This window comes from Streptomyces sp. 11-1-2 (assembly GCF_003595545.1).
Classification (GTDB): Bacteria; Actinomycetota; Actinomycetes; order Streptomycetales; family Streptomycetaceae; genus Streptomyces; species Streptomyces hygroscopicus_B.
Window position 1 is genome coordinate 11,541,421 of the sequence record NZ_CP022545.1, and the last position, 16,984, is coordinate 11,558,404.

The following is a 16,984-nucleotide window of genomic DNA, read 5'->3' on the forward strand; positions in this document are numbered from 1 at the left end:
CATGTACGCAAGTGGAGGGTGGAACGGTGACCGATGCCGAGTACGTGAACATCTGGATGCGGCCCGAGCGCCCGGCCGCGGGTCGGAAGCCGACCTACAGCCGAGCGCAGATCACCGAAGCGGCGGTCCGGATCGCCGACGCCGAAGGGCTGGAGGCCGCCACCATGCGGCGGATCGCCGCCGAGATCGGCACGGGCGCAATGTCGCTCTACCGATACGTCCCGAGCCGTGACGACCTCATCGAACTCATGGCCGACCACCTGATGGGCGAGATCGACATCACTGGCATGCCCTCCGGCGACTGGCGCGCGGACTTGACACGCTACGCCAACGGGCTGCGAGCGATGTGGCTACGGCACCCGTGGGTCGCCACCGTGCAGCGGTCGCTCCCCGGCTTCGGTCCTAACCAACTGCTGCTGATCGAACGGGTGATGGGGGCCCTCGACACCCACGTCTCCGTAGACGGGAACCTCCGCCTCATGGCCATGCTGAACAGCCACATCGAGGGCGCCGTCCGCGAGGAGATCAGCACGGCCGAGGAAGTCCGCCGCAGCGGGCTCAGCGAATCGGAGTGGATGGCGCGAAGCTCCCCGCGTATCAATCAGCTGGTGAGCAGCGGGAAGTACCCGATCTTCACCAAGATCGTGACGGAGTCACGCCAGCCGCACCTGAGTCGCGACGACCAGTTCCGCAACGGGCTGGAGCACATCCTCGACTACATCGCCGTGGCCCTCCCGCCAACGCCCGAGCCTCCGTGCCCCCCGGGCACGCAGCCCGACCTGCCCGGGGCCCGCCGTGACGAAACCCTCGCCACGACGATCGACGACTCGCCCATGTGTGACGAAATAGCTATCACGGGCGTCGGTGAGACGCCCGGATGTGACGAAACTTCGGAGGATCTCGCCTCCACCCGCAGCTGCGCTGTGTGCGGCCGCCCCGTCCCCCAAACCGTCACTGGACGGCCCCGCCAATACTGCTCACGGGCATGCCGACAGCGCGCTTACCGCACCCGGACAAGAGCTGGAGCCTCAGTGTGATCATGGGGCGGTCCGTTCCTGGCACACCGTCACCGTGCTGCATTCTCACTCTCAGTGAGGACAAGCCCCACCGACACCTACCCGGGCCTGATCGTGGCCCATCTCGGTCGGCTGTCGGCTGCGCCGCGACCCGTGGCCGCCTGACCGGAGCGGGCCCCGGATCACTCCCGGCAATGATCTCCACCAAGTGGCGCGCATCGACGACGGTTCTCTCCGGGACGGCGATGGGCAGGTCCTTCGGCGGCTCCGCATAGTAGACGGCCATGCCGCGTTCATGGACGCACCCCAGTTCGTACGCCGTGGTGCGGCCGATGTATCCGCCGGGATTCACGACGTACACCAGGTCCGAGGCGAAGATCTTCTCCAGGGTCGCCGCCTGGAGGTCGTGGTCCGAGGACTCCGGAGGGTCGGACTCGCAGCGCACGAAATCGTGCCCGTGGTTGACGATCCGGCAGATCGGCGGGCTCTTCACGACCAGTCCGTCGAACGTCGCCGATCCGAACTCCCAATAGCGCCGTCCTGACAAGAACCCGGGTGTTTTCCGAGGTGAGAACGGGTTTACCAGCAACGTGTCAGAACGAAAAGAACCAGGGCCGGTTGCTGCCCCGGCCTGTCGCGACACTACCGGACGGCGGGCATCGGTTTGCGAAGATCTCGCGGCAGTCCGCCGGTGCTGTCCGGGGCATGCCGCTTGCGTCTTGGAGAGTGCGGCTGCTGTCTGGACTGCCACGGCAGCCCCGGGGCTCGCCCGAGAGTTCAGCCGGTTTGCATCACCGGTGCGCCGGTCGGTCCGCAGGCAAAGCAGCACCGTAGTTCCGCGGTCGGTGAGATCTCGACCTTGGCTTTCCTGGGGCTTCCCTGCCTGCTGCGGACGCCTGCGATAGTGAGTCCATGACCGATGCGTACGAGCGGATGATGCGGGCCAATCAGTCGAACTGGGACGCCCGGACCCCCGTCCACCTCGCCAGCCGGTTCTACGGGATTGACGGGGAGCCCGACCCGTCACGCTGGTTCGCTTCGTGGGAGTGGGACGACCTCGGCGAGATGGCTGGCCGCGACGTGCTGCACCTGCAGTGCCACCTGGGCACGGAGACGATTGCCTTCGCGCAGCGCGGGGCGCGGACCGTCGGGCTGGACTTCTCCGCGGCATCTGTGGCGGCGGCGACCGGCATCGCGGCGCGTGCCGGCTTCGACGTGACGTATGTGCAGGCCGATGTGTACGACGCCGTGGAGGCCCTCGGCGGGCGGCGGTTCGACGTCGTCTACACCGGCAAGGGTGCCCTGTGCTACCTCCCCGACCTGGACCGCTGGGCCGGTGTCGTCGCCGAACTGCTGCGTCCCGGCGGCCGCCTGTACGTCGTGGAGTTCCACCCGCTCCTCAACTCGCTGGGCCCCAAGCCCGCCCCCGGAGAAGGACCCGAACTCCTGCTCCGGCATGACTACATGGGCGGCAGCGGCCCCGTACACCGCGACGCGACACACACCTACACCGATGGCCCGGCCGTCGAGGGCGCTACCGACAGCTACGAGTGGGTGCACGGGCTGGGCGAGGTCGTCAATGCCCTGGTCGGAGCCGGTCTGGACATCCGGCGGCTGCGCGAAAGTCCTGAGTTGCCCTGGCCACGCTGGCCCCATATGGCTCGTGGCTCATCCGGCTGGTGGCGGCTGCCGGAGCCGGGGATCCCTCTGCTGTACGGACTTTTGGCGTGCCGCTGAGCGAACGGTCACGGTGGTGACCTGTACGGTGGGAGGCTGCCGCGAGCCCATGCCGACAGAGTGCGCCGCGCACACTGCCGTGGCCCCAGCGCGAGTTCTCGGGGCCGACTCGGATCTCCGATCGGCTGGATCTGGCGTTCCTGACCGCCGCTCAGACGACCTGGAACGCCAGTCGGATCTGGTGCGACCGCTCTGGCAACCGACCGGCGCCTCGCCGGCGCTTTCGCAGTCGGCGTTCGCCTCCGGACTCGGCTCCTTCTGATGGACCCGGCAGATCCGATAGCACCCGCCACGCGGGAGGAGCTCGACACGGTTCTCTCCGGCCCTGGTGCGCGCAAGCCCGCCCCACAGTTCAGCAGCCGGCTGGCCGGGAGAAGCGTTCCGCTTTTGCCCGAATGCCGAAACAGTAGCGGGAGCGAAGACACGGTAACCGCCAGATCCGCAGGACAAAGGGAACAAGGGGAGACCTGCATGCCACCCGCCGCTTCCACCCGTCTGTCCGTTGTCATCGATACGGACCCCGGGGTGGATGACACCTGGGCGATCTTGTTCCTGGCCGCCCAGCCGGATGTCGAGATCGTCGCCGTTGGAGCCGCGCACGGCAACGTGCCCACTTCTGTGGCGGCCGCCAACGCCTTACGTGTGCTCGACGTCGTCGGCCTGGATCAGGTACCGGTTGCCGTGGGTCATCCGACCCCTCTTCAGCAGCCATTGCAGACAGCAGAGTTCGTCCACGGCGCGGATGGACTGGGTGGCAAGGCGGGGCCTCCGTCACCGCGTCGGGTCAGTACGGAATCAGCAGCGGAGCAGCTGGTGCGCCTGGCCAGGCAACGGCCGGGAGAACTGACGTTGCTCGCCCTGGCGCCGCTGACCAACATCGTCCTCGCCCTTCGGATGGAGCCGAACCTCCCTCGACTCCTGCGCCGTGTGGTGTTCATGGGAGGTGCGTTCCACGTCCCGGGCAATGTCACTGCCTGGGCCGAGGCGAACTCCGCTCATGATCCGGAGGCAGCGGAGGAGGTGCTGCGCGCGGGGTTCGACCTGATCGTGGTGCCGTTGGACATGACCGAACACGCATGGGCTGACGCATCCTGGCTGAAGCGGATCGCGGAAGTGGCCGCTCCGGCTGCCCGCTTCGCGTCATCGGTGCTCGACATCTACGTTGCCCTCTACAGTGACGCTCACGGCACCGTCGGCTGCGTCCTGCACGATCCACTGGCTGCGGCCATCATGGTTGATGAGTCCTTGGCGACATACCAGGAGCGCCAGGTCATGGTTGAACTTGCCGGACATGCGCGTGGCGCCACACTGATCGACGAACGGAAGTTCAGCACTGACTACGGGGGCATCCCCGATCAACGGCCTCCCGTGCGGATAGCCGCCACCGTGGATGCCGCCACTGCCATGGACCGTGTCCACCGCGCTCTGATCACCCCTGAGGCCGGCCAGTAACCGAAAGCACACTTACCGTTCGACTGGACAAACCTCCAGGACAAGGTCTGTCAAACGAACGGGTCTGTCACGTAGTCGGTGGTGACGGTGGGTGCCTGTCAGCGGAGCAGGATGCGGTGGCGGAGGAGGTCGAATCCGGCGCGTCCGTGCATCTGCCTCGTGATCCGTTTGGTGCGGGTGTTGACACCTTCGGTGCGGCCGTTATGGAAAGGCAGGGTGAGGCCGGCGTTCACGGCTGGCCGATCGAGTTCGAGGCCATTGGCGAAACCGTGCAGGTGGGGCAGGGCGGCAGCGCGTGCGGTAGCGATCCACCCGGTGAGCTGGTGATCGTTGTCCGCGGCAGGTGTGAGCAGGGAGGCGAAGCTGCCCGCGAGAGCTGCAAGGTCGGTCATTTCCGGGCAGGCCGCGGTGATCTTCTCCAGCAGGGCGGTCTCCTTCGGACGCATATGTTGGGGATCGGTGAGCAGCAGGCGGCTGGCATGGCGCGGGGTGGTCACGGGGCGGTCACCTTCGGCGCGGCCTTGGTTGAGATAGCGGACCAGCAGATTGGCGCTGCCGGGGTAACCCAACTCCCTATCTCCTGCAGCAGGTGAGTGACGGGGATGGCGGGATCGGCCATGCGGCGGGCACGCAGGTGGTCGCGGTAGGGGTCGACGAGGGTGGGCCGGTAGGAGGGGGCGATGCGCAGGGCCGTGGGTTCGGGCATCCGGGCGTAGCGTTTGACGGTGTTCAAGGCCAGGCCCAGTCGGCGGGAGCAGTCGAGCAGGCCGACCCCCTTGCTGAGGAGGCCGTGGATGTTGTTCCAGCGTTCCCGGGTGGTCTGCTCGCGCACTCCGCCGGGGCGGGGCGGGGCGGGTTGATGGTGGCCCAGCAGTCGGCGTGCGCGCGGACCTCGGCCTGCACCTTGTCGCACAGGTTGCGCCACAGATGCCACCGGTCGCTGACCTGCACCGCGTCGGGCAGAACTCGGCGGACGGCCTCGGCGTAGGCGGCGGAGCCGTCCCGGCATACGACCTCGACGCCGGGATGGTCACGCAGCCAGGACTCCAGCGTCGCAGCCTCGCGGTCAGGCAGGACCGCGACACGTCTGCCGGTCTCGGCATCGATGATGATCGTGGCGTAGCGGTGGCGGCGGCGCAGGGCGAAGTCGTCGACGCCGATCACTCGCGGAACCACCTGCCGCGGTACCGGCAGGCGCCGCAGCAGACGTAGGGCCGTACTGCGGGACACCGGCGCGGCCAGCACTCGGGCGAGACGAGCCGCCGCACGGCCGCGTAACTCCCGCGCCACCTCGGATATCTGGCCCGTCAGCCGCACCGTCCGACGCTGATGGCGTTCCAGTAGCCCAGGGAACACACGACGACCTGTCGGCCGTCCACCGGCACGTCCGCCACCGTCCGGCCGTGGTAACCGTGCACTTTCGCCGTCGGCGCCCCGCACAACGGACAGGGCACAGGCTCATCCCGGGTCCGCGCCGTGACCAGCACCGCATCGACAACATCCGTCACGTCCTCGACGACCACCGCCGATAGTCCCGAAAACACCGTTGCCACAAATGAGTTGATATCAAGCACGCCTCATGATCACCGGCTGAGCACCCACCGTCACCACCGACTACGTGACAGACCCGAACGATTTACAGTCCCGCCCGGATCCCCGTCGTCCCAGCCGGGTAGGAGTCGACGGCTACGGGTCCGTCCTGGTGGCACCGTTTCCTGCACTCACGGGATGAACAACTACAGGTGCACCCATTGCGGCACCGTCGGTCTGGCGGAAGGTTTCATCGAGGACGCCGGCGAGCACTCGCGCGGGTACGCGCGCTGGATCGAGGGCGCGATGGAGCGGGGAATTTTCGGGGGGTGCCAAGCGGACGGGCCAGCCCTGGCGGCAGATACTGGCATTCCGCTGCCCCGAGTGCGGGCACCTCGAGCTGTTCGCCACCGGCGAGGTGTAGTCGGCCCTCGTTGTCCCGGACGCCCTTGGGTCCCGGTGGCATAGTTCCGTAACACCATGATCACGATGATTCGACTGCTCGGCGCCTCCCTGACTCACCGCAGCGCGCGAAAGCCAAGAGGTTCCGGACCAGGTTGCTGCGTCGCCGTCAGTTCTGACGGGACGCCGGAATCGGCGTGGCCCGTGGGACGGCTCGTAGGCGTGCCTTTCCCGCTACGGGCTCGGTGCCGCGCGATGGTCGGCAAAGACGCCGTGCTCGACGGCGTCGAAGGCATGGTTCAGGCGCTCACGATGCACGGAGATGGTCTCGGCGAGGTCACACCTGGCGAGTCGGCGCTGAGCTGTTGTCACGGCGACCGTGCGGTAGGCGGCAATCAGCAGCGCCGCGACGAGAGCCGGGTCGCCGGTGAAGCGCGCGTCGTTCCGCAGGTCCTCCGTCAGGGCCTCTTCGACCTCGTGCTCGAACGTGCGGAGCCGTGCGATGAGCGCGGGGGAGCCCGCAACCGTACGGAGGAGCGGCTCGACTCCGTCACTCAGTCCGGACAGTGCGTGCCGCTGGTCCACGAGGGTGAGGGCGAGGGTCCGGAACGCCTCCACGGGGCCGACGCACTCGGCGCGCTCCCGGATTGCGGAGCGCAGGAGCTCGACCGCGTCGGGAAGCCGATCCAGCAGGAGGTCTTCCTTGCGCTCGAAGTGCGAGAACACCGTCACCTTCGAGACGCCGGCCGCAGCCGCGACCTGGGCGATCGTGACGTCATCAAAGCCGCGCTCCAAGAACAGCTCCGTTGCGACGGCCGCGATCCGCGCCCGCGTCTTCGCACCACCCCGGTCTCCTCGGTTCGGCATGACCCACCTCTCGTGTTACGTTTACCCGGTAAGACTACTCGGTAAAGCTACCGAGTTAACTCACAGACGCAGTGTAAGGGGTGCGCCATGCAGCGGACCGATGTGATCGTTGTGGGAGCCGGACCCACCGGGCTCCTCCTCGCCAGCGAGCTGGCACTCCAGGGCGTGCAGGTGACGGTGCTCGAGCGCCTTCACGAACCGGACACGACCATCAAGTCCGGCTCGATCAACGTGGCCAGCGCCGAAATCCTCGACCGGCGCGGCATGCTCCCGGCAGCGGAAGAGAGCCAACAGCGCCGCATGGCCGTCGCCGGGAAGTTCACCGCAGGCGGCGGCACGGCCGTCACACGCGGAGTCGTCGGCGGGTTCGAGCAGACGTCCCCGCGCTTCCCGGTGATGGGGCACTTCGCGGGAATCATGTTCCGCAATGACCTGGTCGACCAGGAGGACCCGGTGCTGGCCTCCCACACGGCGGTGGCGGGCGGCGTCGCGGTGCCTCAGTACGACCTTGAGCTGCTGCTTGCCGACCGCTGTGCCCAACTCGGCGTCGACGTTCGCCGAGGCATCGCTGTCAAGGGCGTGCGCAGTACCGGCGGCGATCTCCTCGCCGATGCCGACGTCGTCGTCGAGACGGACGCGGGCGAGCTGACCGCCGGCTGGGTCGTGGCGGCCGACGGCGGGCGCAGCCCCATCCGCAAGCAGCTCGGCATCGACTTCATCGGCACCGACCCCGAGCTGGTCGGCTATCAGGGCATCGCTGACTTCGACGACACGACCGGTCTGAGCCACGGGTGGAACTGGACGCCCCGCGGCGTTTACGCCTACGGCCCCATCCCCGGCCGGATCCTCGTCGCACGCTTCGGCCCCCAGCCCGAGGACCGCGACGCTCCCGTCACCCTGGAAGAGCTGCAGGAGGTGGTGCGCGACGTCACCCAGACCAACGTGACCCTGAGCGCGATACACGGCCGTGCGACCCGCTGGTCGGACAACGCCCGCCGGGTGAAGCACTACCGCCATGGCCGGGTGCTCTTCGCTGGCGATGCCGCCCACGTGCACTCGCCGTTCAGCGCACAGGGCCTCAACCTTGGCTTCGGGGACGCCGTGAACCTCGGGTGGAAGCTCGCCGCGACAATCCAGGGCTGGGCACCGGCCGGACTGCTGGACACCTACGACACGGAGCGCTCCCCGATCGCCGATTGGGTGCTCGACTGGACGCGCGCCCAGGTCGCCCTCATGCGCGGGGACGAGCGCACCAAGCAGCTGCGCAGGGTCGTCGGCGACGAGCTGCTCACCGTGCCGGGCGCGACGAACAAGATGCTCGCCGTGTCCTCGGGCATCATGCAGCACTACGACGTCGCGGACGACGCCACCGCGCCCGTCGGAACCACCGCCGGCGACGTCGTCCTGACCTCCGGCCGCCGGCTCGCCGACTTCGCCCACGACGGTCGCTTCGTCCTGGTCGACCGCACGCACGACGGCCGGTTCGCCGACGCGGTGCAGCATCTCAGCGAGCACATCGCCTATGTCGCCGACTCCGCCGCCGACACGGAGCTGCCGAGCCTGCTCGTACGGCCGGACGGCATCATCATCTGGGCCGCGGACCAGGATGACGAGCCCACCAGCGACGACGCCACGAAGCGGCTCGATGCGGCCACCCTGCGCTGGGTCGGCACGCGATGACGCCGGCCGAAAGCGCGTAGCACCAGGCGCGCGCCAGCACCAGGCGCGCGCCAGCACCTGGCCGGGCCCGAACCGAAGCCCCGGTCACCACCGTTCGGCCGCCATCGCCACGGAGAGCTGGTCATGTGCCGCGGCAACTCGCCGAGCAGGCCGCGGCGAGTCTGTTCGGACAGGCCGGCGATGCTGCGAATCACCAGGGAGCCGAGCAGCGGCGAGCGGGCGCGGACCGGCCGGCCGGCCCCCGATCTGATCGGCCGCGATTTCACTGCCGACCGTCCAGGCACCCGCCTGGTCGGCGCTGAAGCGCCGTGACGACCTCGCGGGCGGACAGTGCACGGGACCAGCCGGCGGGCCGGCGGAGCGCGTGCGGAATCCGCGCGAGCGCGGTGGGCGGCTCAACCGAGCTGAGCGCGGATGAGGTCGCGGTACCACGCGAAGGACGCCTTCGGGGTGCGGACCTGGGTGTCGTGGTCGACGTGGACGAGACCGAAGCGCTGGTGGAAGCCCTCGGCCCATTCGAAGTTGTCCATCAGCGTCCAGGTGAAGTAGCCGCGTACGTCCACGCCCTGGGCCACGGAGGCGTCGACGGCCTGGAGGTGGGTGTCCAGGTAGTCGACGCGGTCGAGGTCGAGGACGGTGCCGTCCGCGTTGACGACGTCCTCGACCGAGCAGCCGTTCTCCGTGATGTAGACCGGCGGGAGTGCCGGGTATCGCTCCTTGAGGCCGACGAGCAGTTCCCGTAGGCCGTCGGGGACGACGGGCCAGTCGAAGGCAGTGCGGCGGTAGCCCTCGATGGGAGCCTCTTCGAACGGCAGCCCCTCGGACGCCGGCGCCTGGATCCGGGTCGGGTTGTAGTAGTTGATGCCGAGCGCGCTCAGGGGGGCCGAGATCAGTTCGAGATCGCCGTCACGGACGGAGCCGCCGAGGGTCGTGTCCGCGCCGAAATCCGACAGGTCGGGGTAGGCGCCCGTGAGGATCGGGTCGTTGAACAGGCGGTTGTGCAGGTTGTCATAGGCTCGCGCGGCGGCGCGGTCGGCGGGGGCGTCCGAGGCGGGCCAGACCGGGGTGCAGTTGTTGGCGATCATCACCTGGAGGCCGCGCGCCCGCAGCTCTCTCAGCGCCAGGCCATGGCCGAGCAACTGGTGGTGGGCGACCGGCAGGCAGTCCAGGAACAGGGTGCGGCCCGGTGCGTGGGTGCCAAGACCGTAGCCCCAGACCATGTGGATGAACGGCTCGTTGAGTGTGATCCACTTCTGGACACGGTCGCCCAGCCTGTCGGCCATGATGGCGGCGTACTCGGCGAAGCGGTGCGCGGTGTTGCGGTTCAGCCAGCCGTCGGCGTCCTCGAGGCCCTGTGGGAGGTCCCAGTGGAACAGTGTCGGGACAGGTTCGATGCCGCGTGCGAGCAGGCCGTCGACCAGCCGGTCATAGAAGTCCAGGCCCCGAAGGCTGGCCTCACCTGTGCCGGTCGGCTGGATCCGCGGCCAGGCGATGGAGAAGCGGTAGCCGGTGAGACCCGCCTCGGCCATCAGCGCGATGTCCTCCTCGTACCGGTGGTAGTGGTCGCAGGCCACGTCACCGGTGTGCCCGTCGCGGACTGTGCCGGGCCGGGCGGTGAAGGTGTCCCATACCGACGGTCCGCGGCCGTCCTCCTTGGTGGCGCCCTCGATCTGATAGGACGCCGTCGAGGCGCCCCAGATGAAGTCCGCGGGGAGGTGGTCCAGTGTCACGTCTAACCTCCTGAAACATGAGCACGGCTCATATTAGCCTGTTCGATGGGATGATGGAAGCGTGAACCAAGATCGCCCCGCAGGGACGCTGCGCCGACTGCCAGTCCAGAAGCGCAGCGCAGAACGCTTCGAACGGCTGCTGGACGCCTGCGCCGAACTCCTGGACGAGGCCGGCTATGCCGCGCTGACCACCAAGGAGGTGGCCCGCAGAGCCGAGGTGCCCATCGGCACCCTTTACCAGTTCTTCTCCGACAGGGAGGGGTTGATCGGTGCGCTTGCCGCCCGCAATCTGGAGTCCTTCCTGGAGCGGGTCGCCGACCGGCTGGAGCGCGAGGAGCCCGAAGGTATCTCGGGCATCGTGGACGTCACAGTCGATGAGTTCGTCACCATGCGCCGGACGATCACCGGGTTCGGCGTGGTCGACTTCGGCGCGGCGGGACAGGACCACATCCTGGAGCCGACCCTGGACAACAACACCGCGGTCGCCGGACGGCTGCGCTGGCTGACCGCCTCCCTGACCGGTGGCCAGGACGACGCCGAACTTGAGATCGCCGTGCGGGTGGCCCTGGAGTGCGCGGACAGCGTGCTGAAACTCGCCTTCCGTGCCGATCCGCAGGGCGACTCCCATCTGATCGCTGAGTGCAAACGAGTCCTCAACAGCTATCTGAACGATCGACTCCGGTGACCAGCAACTAGGGTCTGTTGCGAAAGTGGATCTTGGTCGTGGATGATCATGCGCTGTGGCGCGTGGGGATCTTACGGATGCGCAGTGGTCGCGGCTGGAGCCGCTGCTGCCGCGCGGGAAGAAGCCGGGGCGGCCGCCGATATGGACCAGACGGCAGCTGATCGACGGGATACGGTGGCGGACCCGGGCCGGGACGCCCTGGCGGGACGTGCCCGAGCGGTACGGCTCGTGGGACCGGGTGTACGAGCTGTTCCGGCGATGGCAGCGCAATGGCACATGGAAGCGGATCCTGGAACAGCTCCAGACCGAGGCCGACGCGAAGGGTCTGATCACCTGGGACGTCAGCGTGGATTCCACCGTCTGCCGTGCCCATCAGCACGCCGCGGGCGCCCGTAAAAAGGGGACCTCCAGAAGGAGCCTCCCGGCGGCGTCGATACCGAGCCCGACGACCACGGCCTCGGGCGGTCCCGCGGCGGACTGACCACAAAGATTCACCTCGCCACCGAGCAGGGACAAAAACTGATGTCCCTGATCATCACGGCCGGACACCGGCACGACAGCCCGCAGTTCCAGCCGGTGCTGGAGAAAATTCGGGTCCCCCGCACCGGTCATGGCCGGCCCCGCACCAGACCCGACAAGGTCCGCGCGGACAAGGCCTATGGCTCCCGCGCCAACCGCTCCTACCTGCACCGACGCCGGATCGACTGCACCATCCCGGAGAAGGCCGACCAGGTCCGCAACTGTAAGAAGCGCGGCTCTCACGGCGGACGCCCACCGAAGTTCGACAAGAACGACTACAAGCAACGCCATGCCGTGGAGTGCGGCATCAACCGGCTGAAACGCCACCGGGCCGTGGCCACACGGTACGACAAACTATCCGTCCGCTACGAAGCCACCGTGCTGGTCGCGGCCATCAACGAGTAACTGTGACCAGCACTTTCACAACAGACCCTAGTACTCCAGCAGCGTTTCGCTATCTGGCCTGGTCAGGGGTGTCGTCCGGAGTGTAGTGGGCTGGTGGTGTGTCAGGGGCGGTCTTGCCGGAGTGCCCCTCCAACGAGTGGATCGGGGAAATGGCCGGGCTGTGATACGGACAGCCTCCCAACGTGATCGACGAACATGCGGACGCGGCCTGGGAACGAGAACTCGACGACCTCTTCCTCTGCATCGGCCACCGGTTTGGCCGTGCCGACCTGCGGCGCCGGATGCGGGACTATGTGCGGGGCCTGCTCGCCCCTGTCGGCCGCAAGAACGGCTGGCAACTGGCCGAGTTCGCCGGGCATCGCACCCCCGATGGCCTCCAGCGGTTGCTGAATGGAGCAACCTGGAACGCCGCCGACGTCCGCGACGACCTGCAGTCATATGTCGCCAGGCACCTCGGCGATGACGGCGGGGTGCTCGTCATCGATGACACCGGCTTCATCAAGAAGGGCACCACCTCGGCCGGAGTGCAGCGCCAATACTCCGGCACCGCCGGCCGCACCGAGAACTGCCAGATCGGTGTCTTCGCCGCCTACGCCACCAGCACCGGACGGGCGTTGGTGGACCGGGAGCTGTACTTGCCCAGGTCGTGGACGGACGACCGCGAGCGCTGCCGGGCGGCGAAAGTCCCCGACGAACGCGGCTTCGCCACCAAGGGAGAGCTGGCCAAGCGCCTCGTACTGCGTGCCCTGGCCTCCGATCTCCCCCTCGCCTGGGTGGCCGCGGACGCCGCCTATGGGCAAGAGGGACGCTTCCGCCGTCTGCTGGAGCAGTCCGGTCTCGGCTATGTGCTCGCAGTGCCCAAGTCACAGCAGGTCTTCGGCCCGCGCATCGACCACCTCTTCGCTCAGGCTCCCGTGGAGGCATGGGAGCCGATCTCGTGCGGCGACGGGGCCAAGGGGCCGCGGCTCTACCACTGGGCGGCACTGGAATTGCCCACGGTGGCCGAGTTCGACTACCAGGGCGATGTTCCCGTCCGTCGGCGGTGGGCACTGGCCCGCCGCAGTCCCAGCAAGCCCGAGGAGATCGCGTATTTCCTCGCCTACGCCCCACGGGAGGCCGCGGTGGCCGACCTGGTGCGGATCGCCGGGATGCGCTGGCAGATCGAGGAGTGCTTCCAGGCCGCGAAGAACGAGTGCGGCCTGGACCAGTACGAGGTCCGCCGTTACATCGGCTGGTACCGGCACATCACCCTGGCCATGCTTGCCCATGCCTACCTCGCGGTCATGGCGGCCGACGCGGGAGCAAAGGGGGGTGCAGAAACGCTTCCGGCCCCCTGGCTCCGCTCACCGTGGCAGAAGTCCGGCGGCTCCTGGCGCCTCGCCTCGCCGGGAACCGCCGACCCGACCGGTCGCTTCGCGCGCACATGCTGAACTGGTCACGCTGGCGCCGCAGGCGCCAGCTCGTCGCCCGCCACTGCCACTACCGGCGACGACTCCACTCGTTGGAGGGGCACTCCGGCAAGACCGCCCCTGACACACCACCAGCCCACTACACTCCGGACGACACCTCTGACCAGGCCAGATAGCGAAACGCTGCTGGAGTACTAAGTCGCCCCGAAGTCTGACTTCGCCAGGTAATCCCAACGGCCAACCTGCCTCAGCGACGCCGCGCCGTGGGCCCCGGTCCGGCACATTTCGAACCATCACGAACAGACAAAATCGGCTATGGGGCGGGCCTGATGGCCGCACAGTCATCAGGGCGTCACTTCACGCTGCCTGCCGTGAGGCCTGAGCGCCAGTAGCGCTGCAGCAGCAGGAACGCCACGACCAGCGGCAGCAGCGCCAGGAGTGAACCGATCACCATCAGCGGGTAGTAGTCCGGGTTGATCGGTGCGGTGGAGTTCCAGCTGTACAGACCGAGGCTGAGGGGATACAGCGACGCGTCGTTGAGCATCACCAAGGGCAGGAAGAAGTTGTTCCAGATCGCCGTCAGTTGGAACAGGAAGATCGTCACGTAGCCGGGGGCGAGCATCCGCAGTCCCACGAAGAAGAAGCTTCGGAGCTCGTTCGAGCCGTCGACCCGGGCGGCCTCCAGAACTTCGTCAGGCACGTAGGAGGCGGAGAACATCCGCGCCAGGTACACGCCGAAGGGGTTGAACAGGACCGGAATGAGGACCGCCCACACCGTGTTCGCGAGCCCCAGGTCGGAGGCGAGCAGGTACAGCGGCAAGGCGAGCACCGTGGCCGGCACCATCACTGAGATCAGGATGAGGGCGAACAGGGGCCGCTTGCCGGCGAACTCGAACTTGTCGAAGACGTACCCGGCGGTGGTGCTGATCAGGGCGCCGACCGCGGCGCCGCCCACGGCGTAGAGCAGGCTGTTGCCGTACCAGGTCAGGTACGCGCCGCCGTCCTGGGTGAGGAGGGTGCGGATGTTGTCCACGAGTGCGAAGTGGGACAGGTCGAAGAAGTCGGAGGCGAACAGCGCCTGCGCGTCCACTGTGGAGGCGATCAGCAGCCACAGCAGGGGCAGCAGCGCGTACAGGACGCTGACGCCGACCAAGACGTTCGCGACGATACGGCCGTACGGGCGGGTGGAGGAGGCGTCGGTGGTACTCACGATCGGGCCTTCCTGGGGTCGGGGGCGCGCCGGGCGGTGCGGGCCGACCCGCGCGTTACCACGTAGGACAGGGCGCAGCACACGAGCAGCAGCAGGACCGAGGCGGCGGATGCCAGGCCGTAGTTGTTGCGCGTGAAGGCCGCGTCGAAGATGTACATGTTCGGCGTGTAGCGCGGGCCGACCAGCGGGGTGGCCCGGCTCAGCAGCATTGGCTCGGTGAACAGCTGGAGTGCGGCGATCGTGGTGAAGATGGCCACGGTGGACAGCGTGCCGCGGATAATCGGCACTTTGATCGTCAGCGCCGTGCGCACCGGGCCCGCGCCATCGACTTGGGCGGCCTCGATGAGTTCGCGGGGAATGGCCCGCAGCGCGGCGAAGAAGATGACGGCTGTGTAGCCGAGCCCGCTCCACAGCGCGATGTTCACGAGGGACGGGATCAGCATGCGCAGGCCGAGGAAGTTCACCGTGAGGTCGGCGTTGCTCAGCAGGTCGAGGACGGGCGAGATGCCGGGCGTGTAGAGGTACAGCCAGATGACGGTGGCGATGATGCCGGGCACGGCGTGCGGCACAAACAGCACGGTCTGGCTCAGCTGACGTGCGCGGATCAGACCCGAGTCGAACAGTAGGGCCAGGGCGAGCGCACCGGCCAGGACCAGGGGGATGAATACCAGCGCGTACAGGAGCGTGATGCCGACGCCGCTTACGAAGCTGGGGTCGGACAGCACGGCCGTGTAGTTGCGCAGCCCCGCAAAGGTGGTGTGCGCGTTGCCGAAGCCGAGGCCGGTGTAGGACTCGGAGAAGAAGCTCAGTCTGACCGCGTACAGCACCGGGATCAGGAACACGGCGAATAGCAGCAGGGTGAAGGGCCCGAGGAGGACCCCCACCGCCTGACGCTGCGGACGGCGCGAGCGGGTCGCGGGGGTGCTCGGAGCGCTCGGTGCACTCGGTGTGCCCGTGGTGCGGGGCTTGCTGGGGGCGGTGGAGGTACTCATGCCTGCCTCACCTTCAGGCCCAGGCTGCGCATGTCGGGCAGAGTCTCGGCCTGCGCGGTGCGCAGAGCCTCGGCGACCTTTGTTCCGTACGAGAGCCGGGCCAGGCCGTTGTGCAGGGACGTCGCGGTGGCCTGCATCCGTGGCCCCCAGGTCCAGCCTGTGCGCAGCAGGCGGGCCTGGTCGGTCACCAGGCCGTACAGGTCCTGGCCGTCGTAGAAGTCGGTCTTGAACTGGCGTGAGGCGGGTTCAACCTGGTTCTTCGCGGCGGGGAAGAGGCTCGAACGGCCGCTGGAGAGCCGGGCGGTGACCGCCTCGGGTGTCGTCGACATCCATTCGAGGAACCGCATCGCGCGTTCCTTGCGGGGGCTGTCGGCGGTGATGGCGTGCAGGGAGACGCCGTCGGTGCCCAGGACCGGTTTGCCCGTGCCCCACTGGGGCAGCGGGGCCACGCGCCAGCGGCCGGAGGTGCCGGGTACCGAGTTGCTCAGCGCCGCGAGCCCCCACGGCCCTACGATGTGTGCGGCCACCGTGCCGTGGGCGAGTGCGGACATCCACTGCTGGCTGCTGCCCGGCGCGACTAGGAGCAGGTCCTCGTCGATCAGACCCTGCCAGTAGTCCGCGACCCGGCGGGTGGGCTCGTCGAGGAAATCCACCACCCAGCTGTCGCCTTCGATGGCGAACCACTGACCGCCGCTCTGCATGGCGTGCCCGGCCAATACGTTGTAGGCGTTGGGGTGGAAGGTGGTCAGGTGGATGCCGGACTGCCGCTTGAGTTTGCGCGCCGCCTCGTGGAACTCCTCCCAGGTGGTGGGCACGTCGATGCGGTGCGCGTCGAGAATGTCGGTGCGGTAGGCGAGCAGCATGGGGCCCAGGTCCAGCGGGATGCCGTACACCCGGCCGTCCAGCCTGCCGTTGGTCCACGCCTGCGGGCCGAGCTGCGTGCGCAGCCGCGGGGTGACCAGGTCGGTGATGTCGGCGCACACGCCGTCGATGGCGAAGGACGGCAGGTCCGCGTCGACGATGGTGACGATGTCCGGGGCGTTCCCGGCGCGGGCGGCGTTCGAAAGCTTGGCATTACCCCCGGCGAGGCCCGAAGTCATGGGGGAATAGTCGACGGGGTCGTCGGGGTGGGTGGCGTTCCACTTGGCGACCAGGGTATCGGTGCCGCGCAGCGCCGACCAGAAGGTCACGGGTCCGTCAGGGTCGCCCTGGCCAGCTGAGGCGCTGGCGCAGGACGTCGCGCCGAGGCCGGCCAGCGCGGTCCAGAGTCCGGCGGCCAGAACGCCGCGCCGGCTCGGCGGGCGGCTAGTCATGACAGCCGCCTCGGGAGCGGAAAGGGAGGAGGGAGGA

General features: G+C 68.2%; 11 protein-coding genes and 3 pseudogenes. 8 read left to right on the forward strand and 6 right to left on the reverse strand.

Annotation, left to right across the window (positions count from 1 at the left end):
* Positions 1-26 precede the first annotated feature (26 nt).
* The 3 genes from CGL27_RS49130 to CGL27_RS49145 all read left to right on the forward strand — a co-directional run bounded on the left by CGL27_RS49130 (position 27) and on the right by CGL27_RS49145 (position 4,205).
* Entirely contained in the window at positions 27-1,037 is a 1,011-nt protein-coding gene (locus CGL27_RS49130; RefSeq protein WP_205587884.1) for a TetR/AcrR family transcriptional regulator, read from the forward strand.
* An 891-nt stretch (positions 1,038-1,928) separates the two neighbouring features.
* Entirely contained in the window at positions 1,929-2,753 is an 825-nt protein-coding gene (locus CGL27_RS49140) for a class I SAM-dependent methyltransferase (protein ID WP_119994139.1), read from the forward strand.
* 471 nt (positions 2,754-3,224) lie between these two features.
* Entirely contained in the window at positions 3,225-4,205 is a 981-nt protein-coding gene (locus tag CGL27_RS49145) for a nucleoside hydrolase (protein WP_119994140.1), read from the forward strand.
* 98 nt (positions 4,206-4,303) lie between these two features.
* Here the strand turns inward: CGL27_RS49145 and CGL27_RS49150 are convergent.
* A pseudogene (locus tag CGL27_RS49150) lies at positions 4,304-5,749 on the reverse strand (ISL3 family transposase).
* 184 nt (positions 5,750-5,933) lie between these two features.
* Here CGL27_RS49150 and CGL27_RS52925 point away from each other — a divergent pair.
* Positions 5,934-6,159, forward strand: a pseudogene (locus tag CGL27_RS52925) (hypothetical protein).
* Positions 6,160-6,371: 212 nt separating this feature from the next.
* On the opposite strand, the gene CGL27_RS49160 reads toward CGL27_RS52925, so the two are convergent.
* Complete coding sequence (locus CGL27_RS49160) at positions 6,372-7,004, reverse strand: TetR/AcrR family transcriptional regulator (RefSeq protein WP_119994141.1); 633 nt, start codon at positions 7,002-7,004, stop codon at positions 6,372-6,374.
* 87 nt (positions 7,005-7,091) lie between these two features.
* Between CGL27_RS49160 and CGL27_RS49165 the strand changes: the two genes are divergently transcribed.
* Positions 7,092-8,684 (forward strand): FAD-dependent oxidoreductase, encoded by a 1,593-nt coding sequence (locus tag CGL27_RS49165; protein ID WP_119994142.1) that lies wholly within the window; start codon positions 7,092-7,094, stop codon positions 8,682-8,684.
* A 395-nt stretch (positions 8,685-9,079) separates the two neighbouring features.
* On the opposite strand, the gene CGL27_RS49170 is transcribed toward CGL27_RS49165, so the two are convergent.
* Positions 9,080-10,414 (reverse strand): GH1 family beta-glucosidase, encoded by a 1,335-nt coding sequence (locus CGL27_RS49170; protein ID WP_119994143.1) that lies wholly within the window; start codon positions 10,412-10,414, stop codon positions 9,080-9,082.
* Positions 10,415-10,475: 61 nt separating this feature from the next.
* On the opposite strand from CGL27_RS49170, the gene CGL27_RS49175 reads away from it, so the two are divergent.
* From CGL27_RS49175 to CGL27_RS49185, 3 genes and pseudogenes are all read left to right on the forward strand, one after another.
* Complete coding sequence (locus tag CGL27_RS49175; protein WP_119994144.1) at positions 10,476-11,099, forward strand: TetR/AcrR family transcriptional regulator; 624 nt, start codon at positions 10,476-10,478, stop codon at positions 11,097-11,099.
* Between the two features lie 55 nt (positions 11,100-11,154).
* A pseudogene (locus CGL27_RS49180) lies at positions 11,155-12,023 on the forward strand (IS5 family transposase).
* A gap of 242 nt (positions 12,024-12,265) precedes the next feature.
* On the forward strand, positions 12,266-13,453 hold the full coding sequence (locus CGL27_RS49185) for an IS701 family transposase (protein WP_119994919.1): 1,188 nt from the start codon (positions 12,266-12,268) through the stop codon (positions 13,451-13,453).
* A 331-nt stretch (positions 13,454-13,784) separates the two neighbouring features.
* Here the strand turns inward: CGL27_RS49185 and CGL27_RS49190 are convergent, their stop codons facing one another.
* The 3 genes from CGL27_RS49190 to CGL27_RS49200 are packed head-to-tail and all read right to left on the reverse strand — an operon-like array spanning position 13,785 to position 16,947.
* The gene (locus CGL27_RS49190; RefSeq protein ID WP_162953249.1) at positions 13,785-14,642 is read right to left on the reverse strand and encodes a carbohydrate ABC transporter permease; all 858 of its coding nucleotides are present in this window, start codon (positions 14,640-14,642) and stop codon (positions 13,785-13,787) included.
* Positions 14,639-15,634 (reverse strand): sugar ABC transporter permease, encoded by a 996-nt coding sequence (locus tag CGL27_RS49195; protein ID WP_119994145.1) that lies wholly within the window; start codon positions 15,632-15,634, stop codon positions 14,639-14,641. Before CGL27_RS49195 ends, CGL27_RS49190 begins: the two co-directional genes overlap by 4 nt.
* Positions 15,631-16,947: an extracellular solute-binding protein gene (locus tag CGL27_RS49200; protein WP_119994146.1), complete on the reverse strand. Its 1,317-nt coding sequence runs from the start codon at positions 16,945-16,947 to the stop codon at positions 15,631-15,633. Before CGL27_RS49200 ends, CGL27_RS49195 begins: the two co-directional genes overlap by 4 nt.
* Positions 16,948-16,984 lie beyond the last annotated feature (37 nt).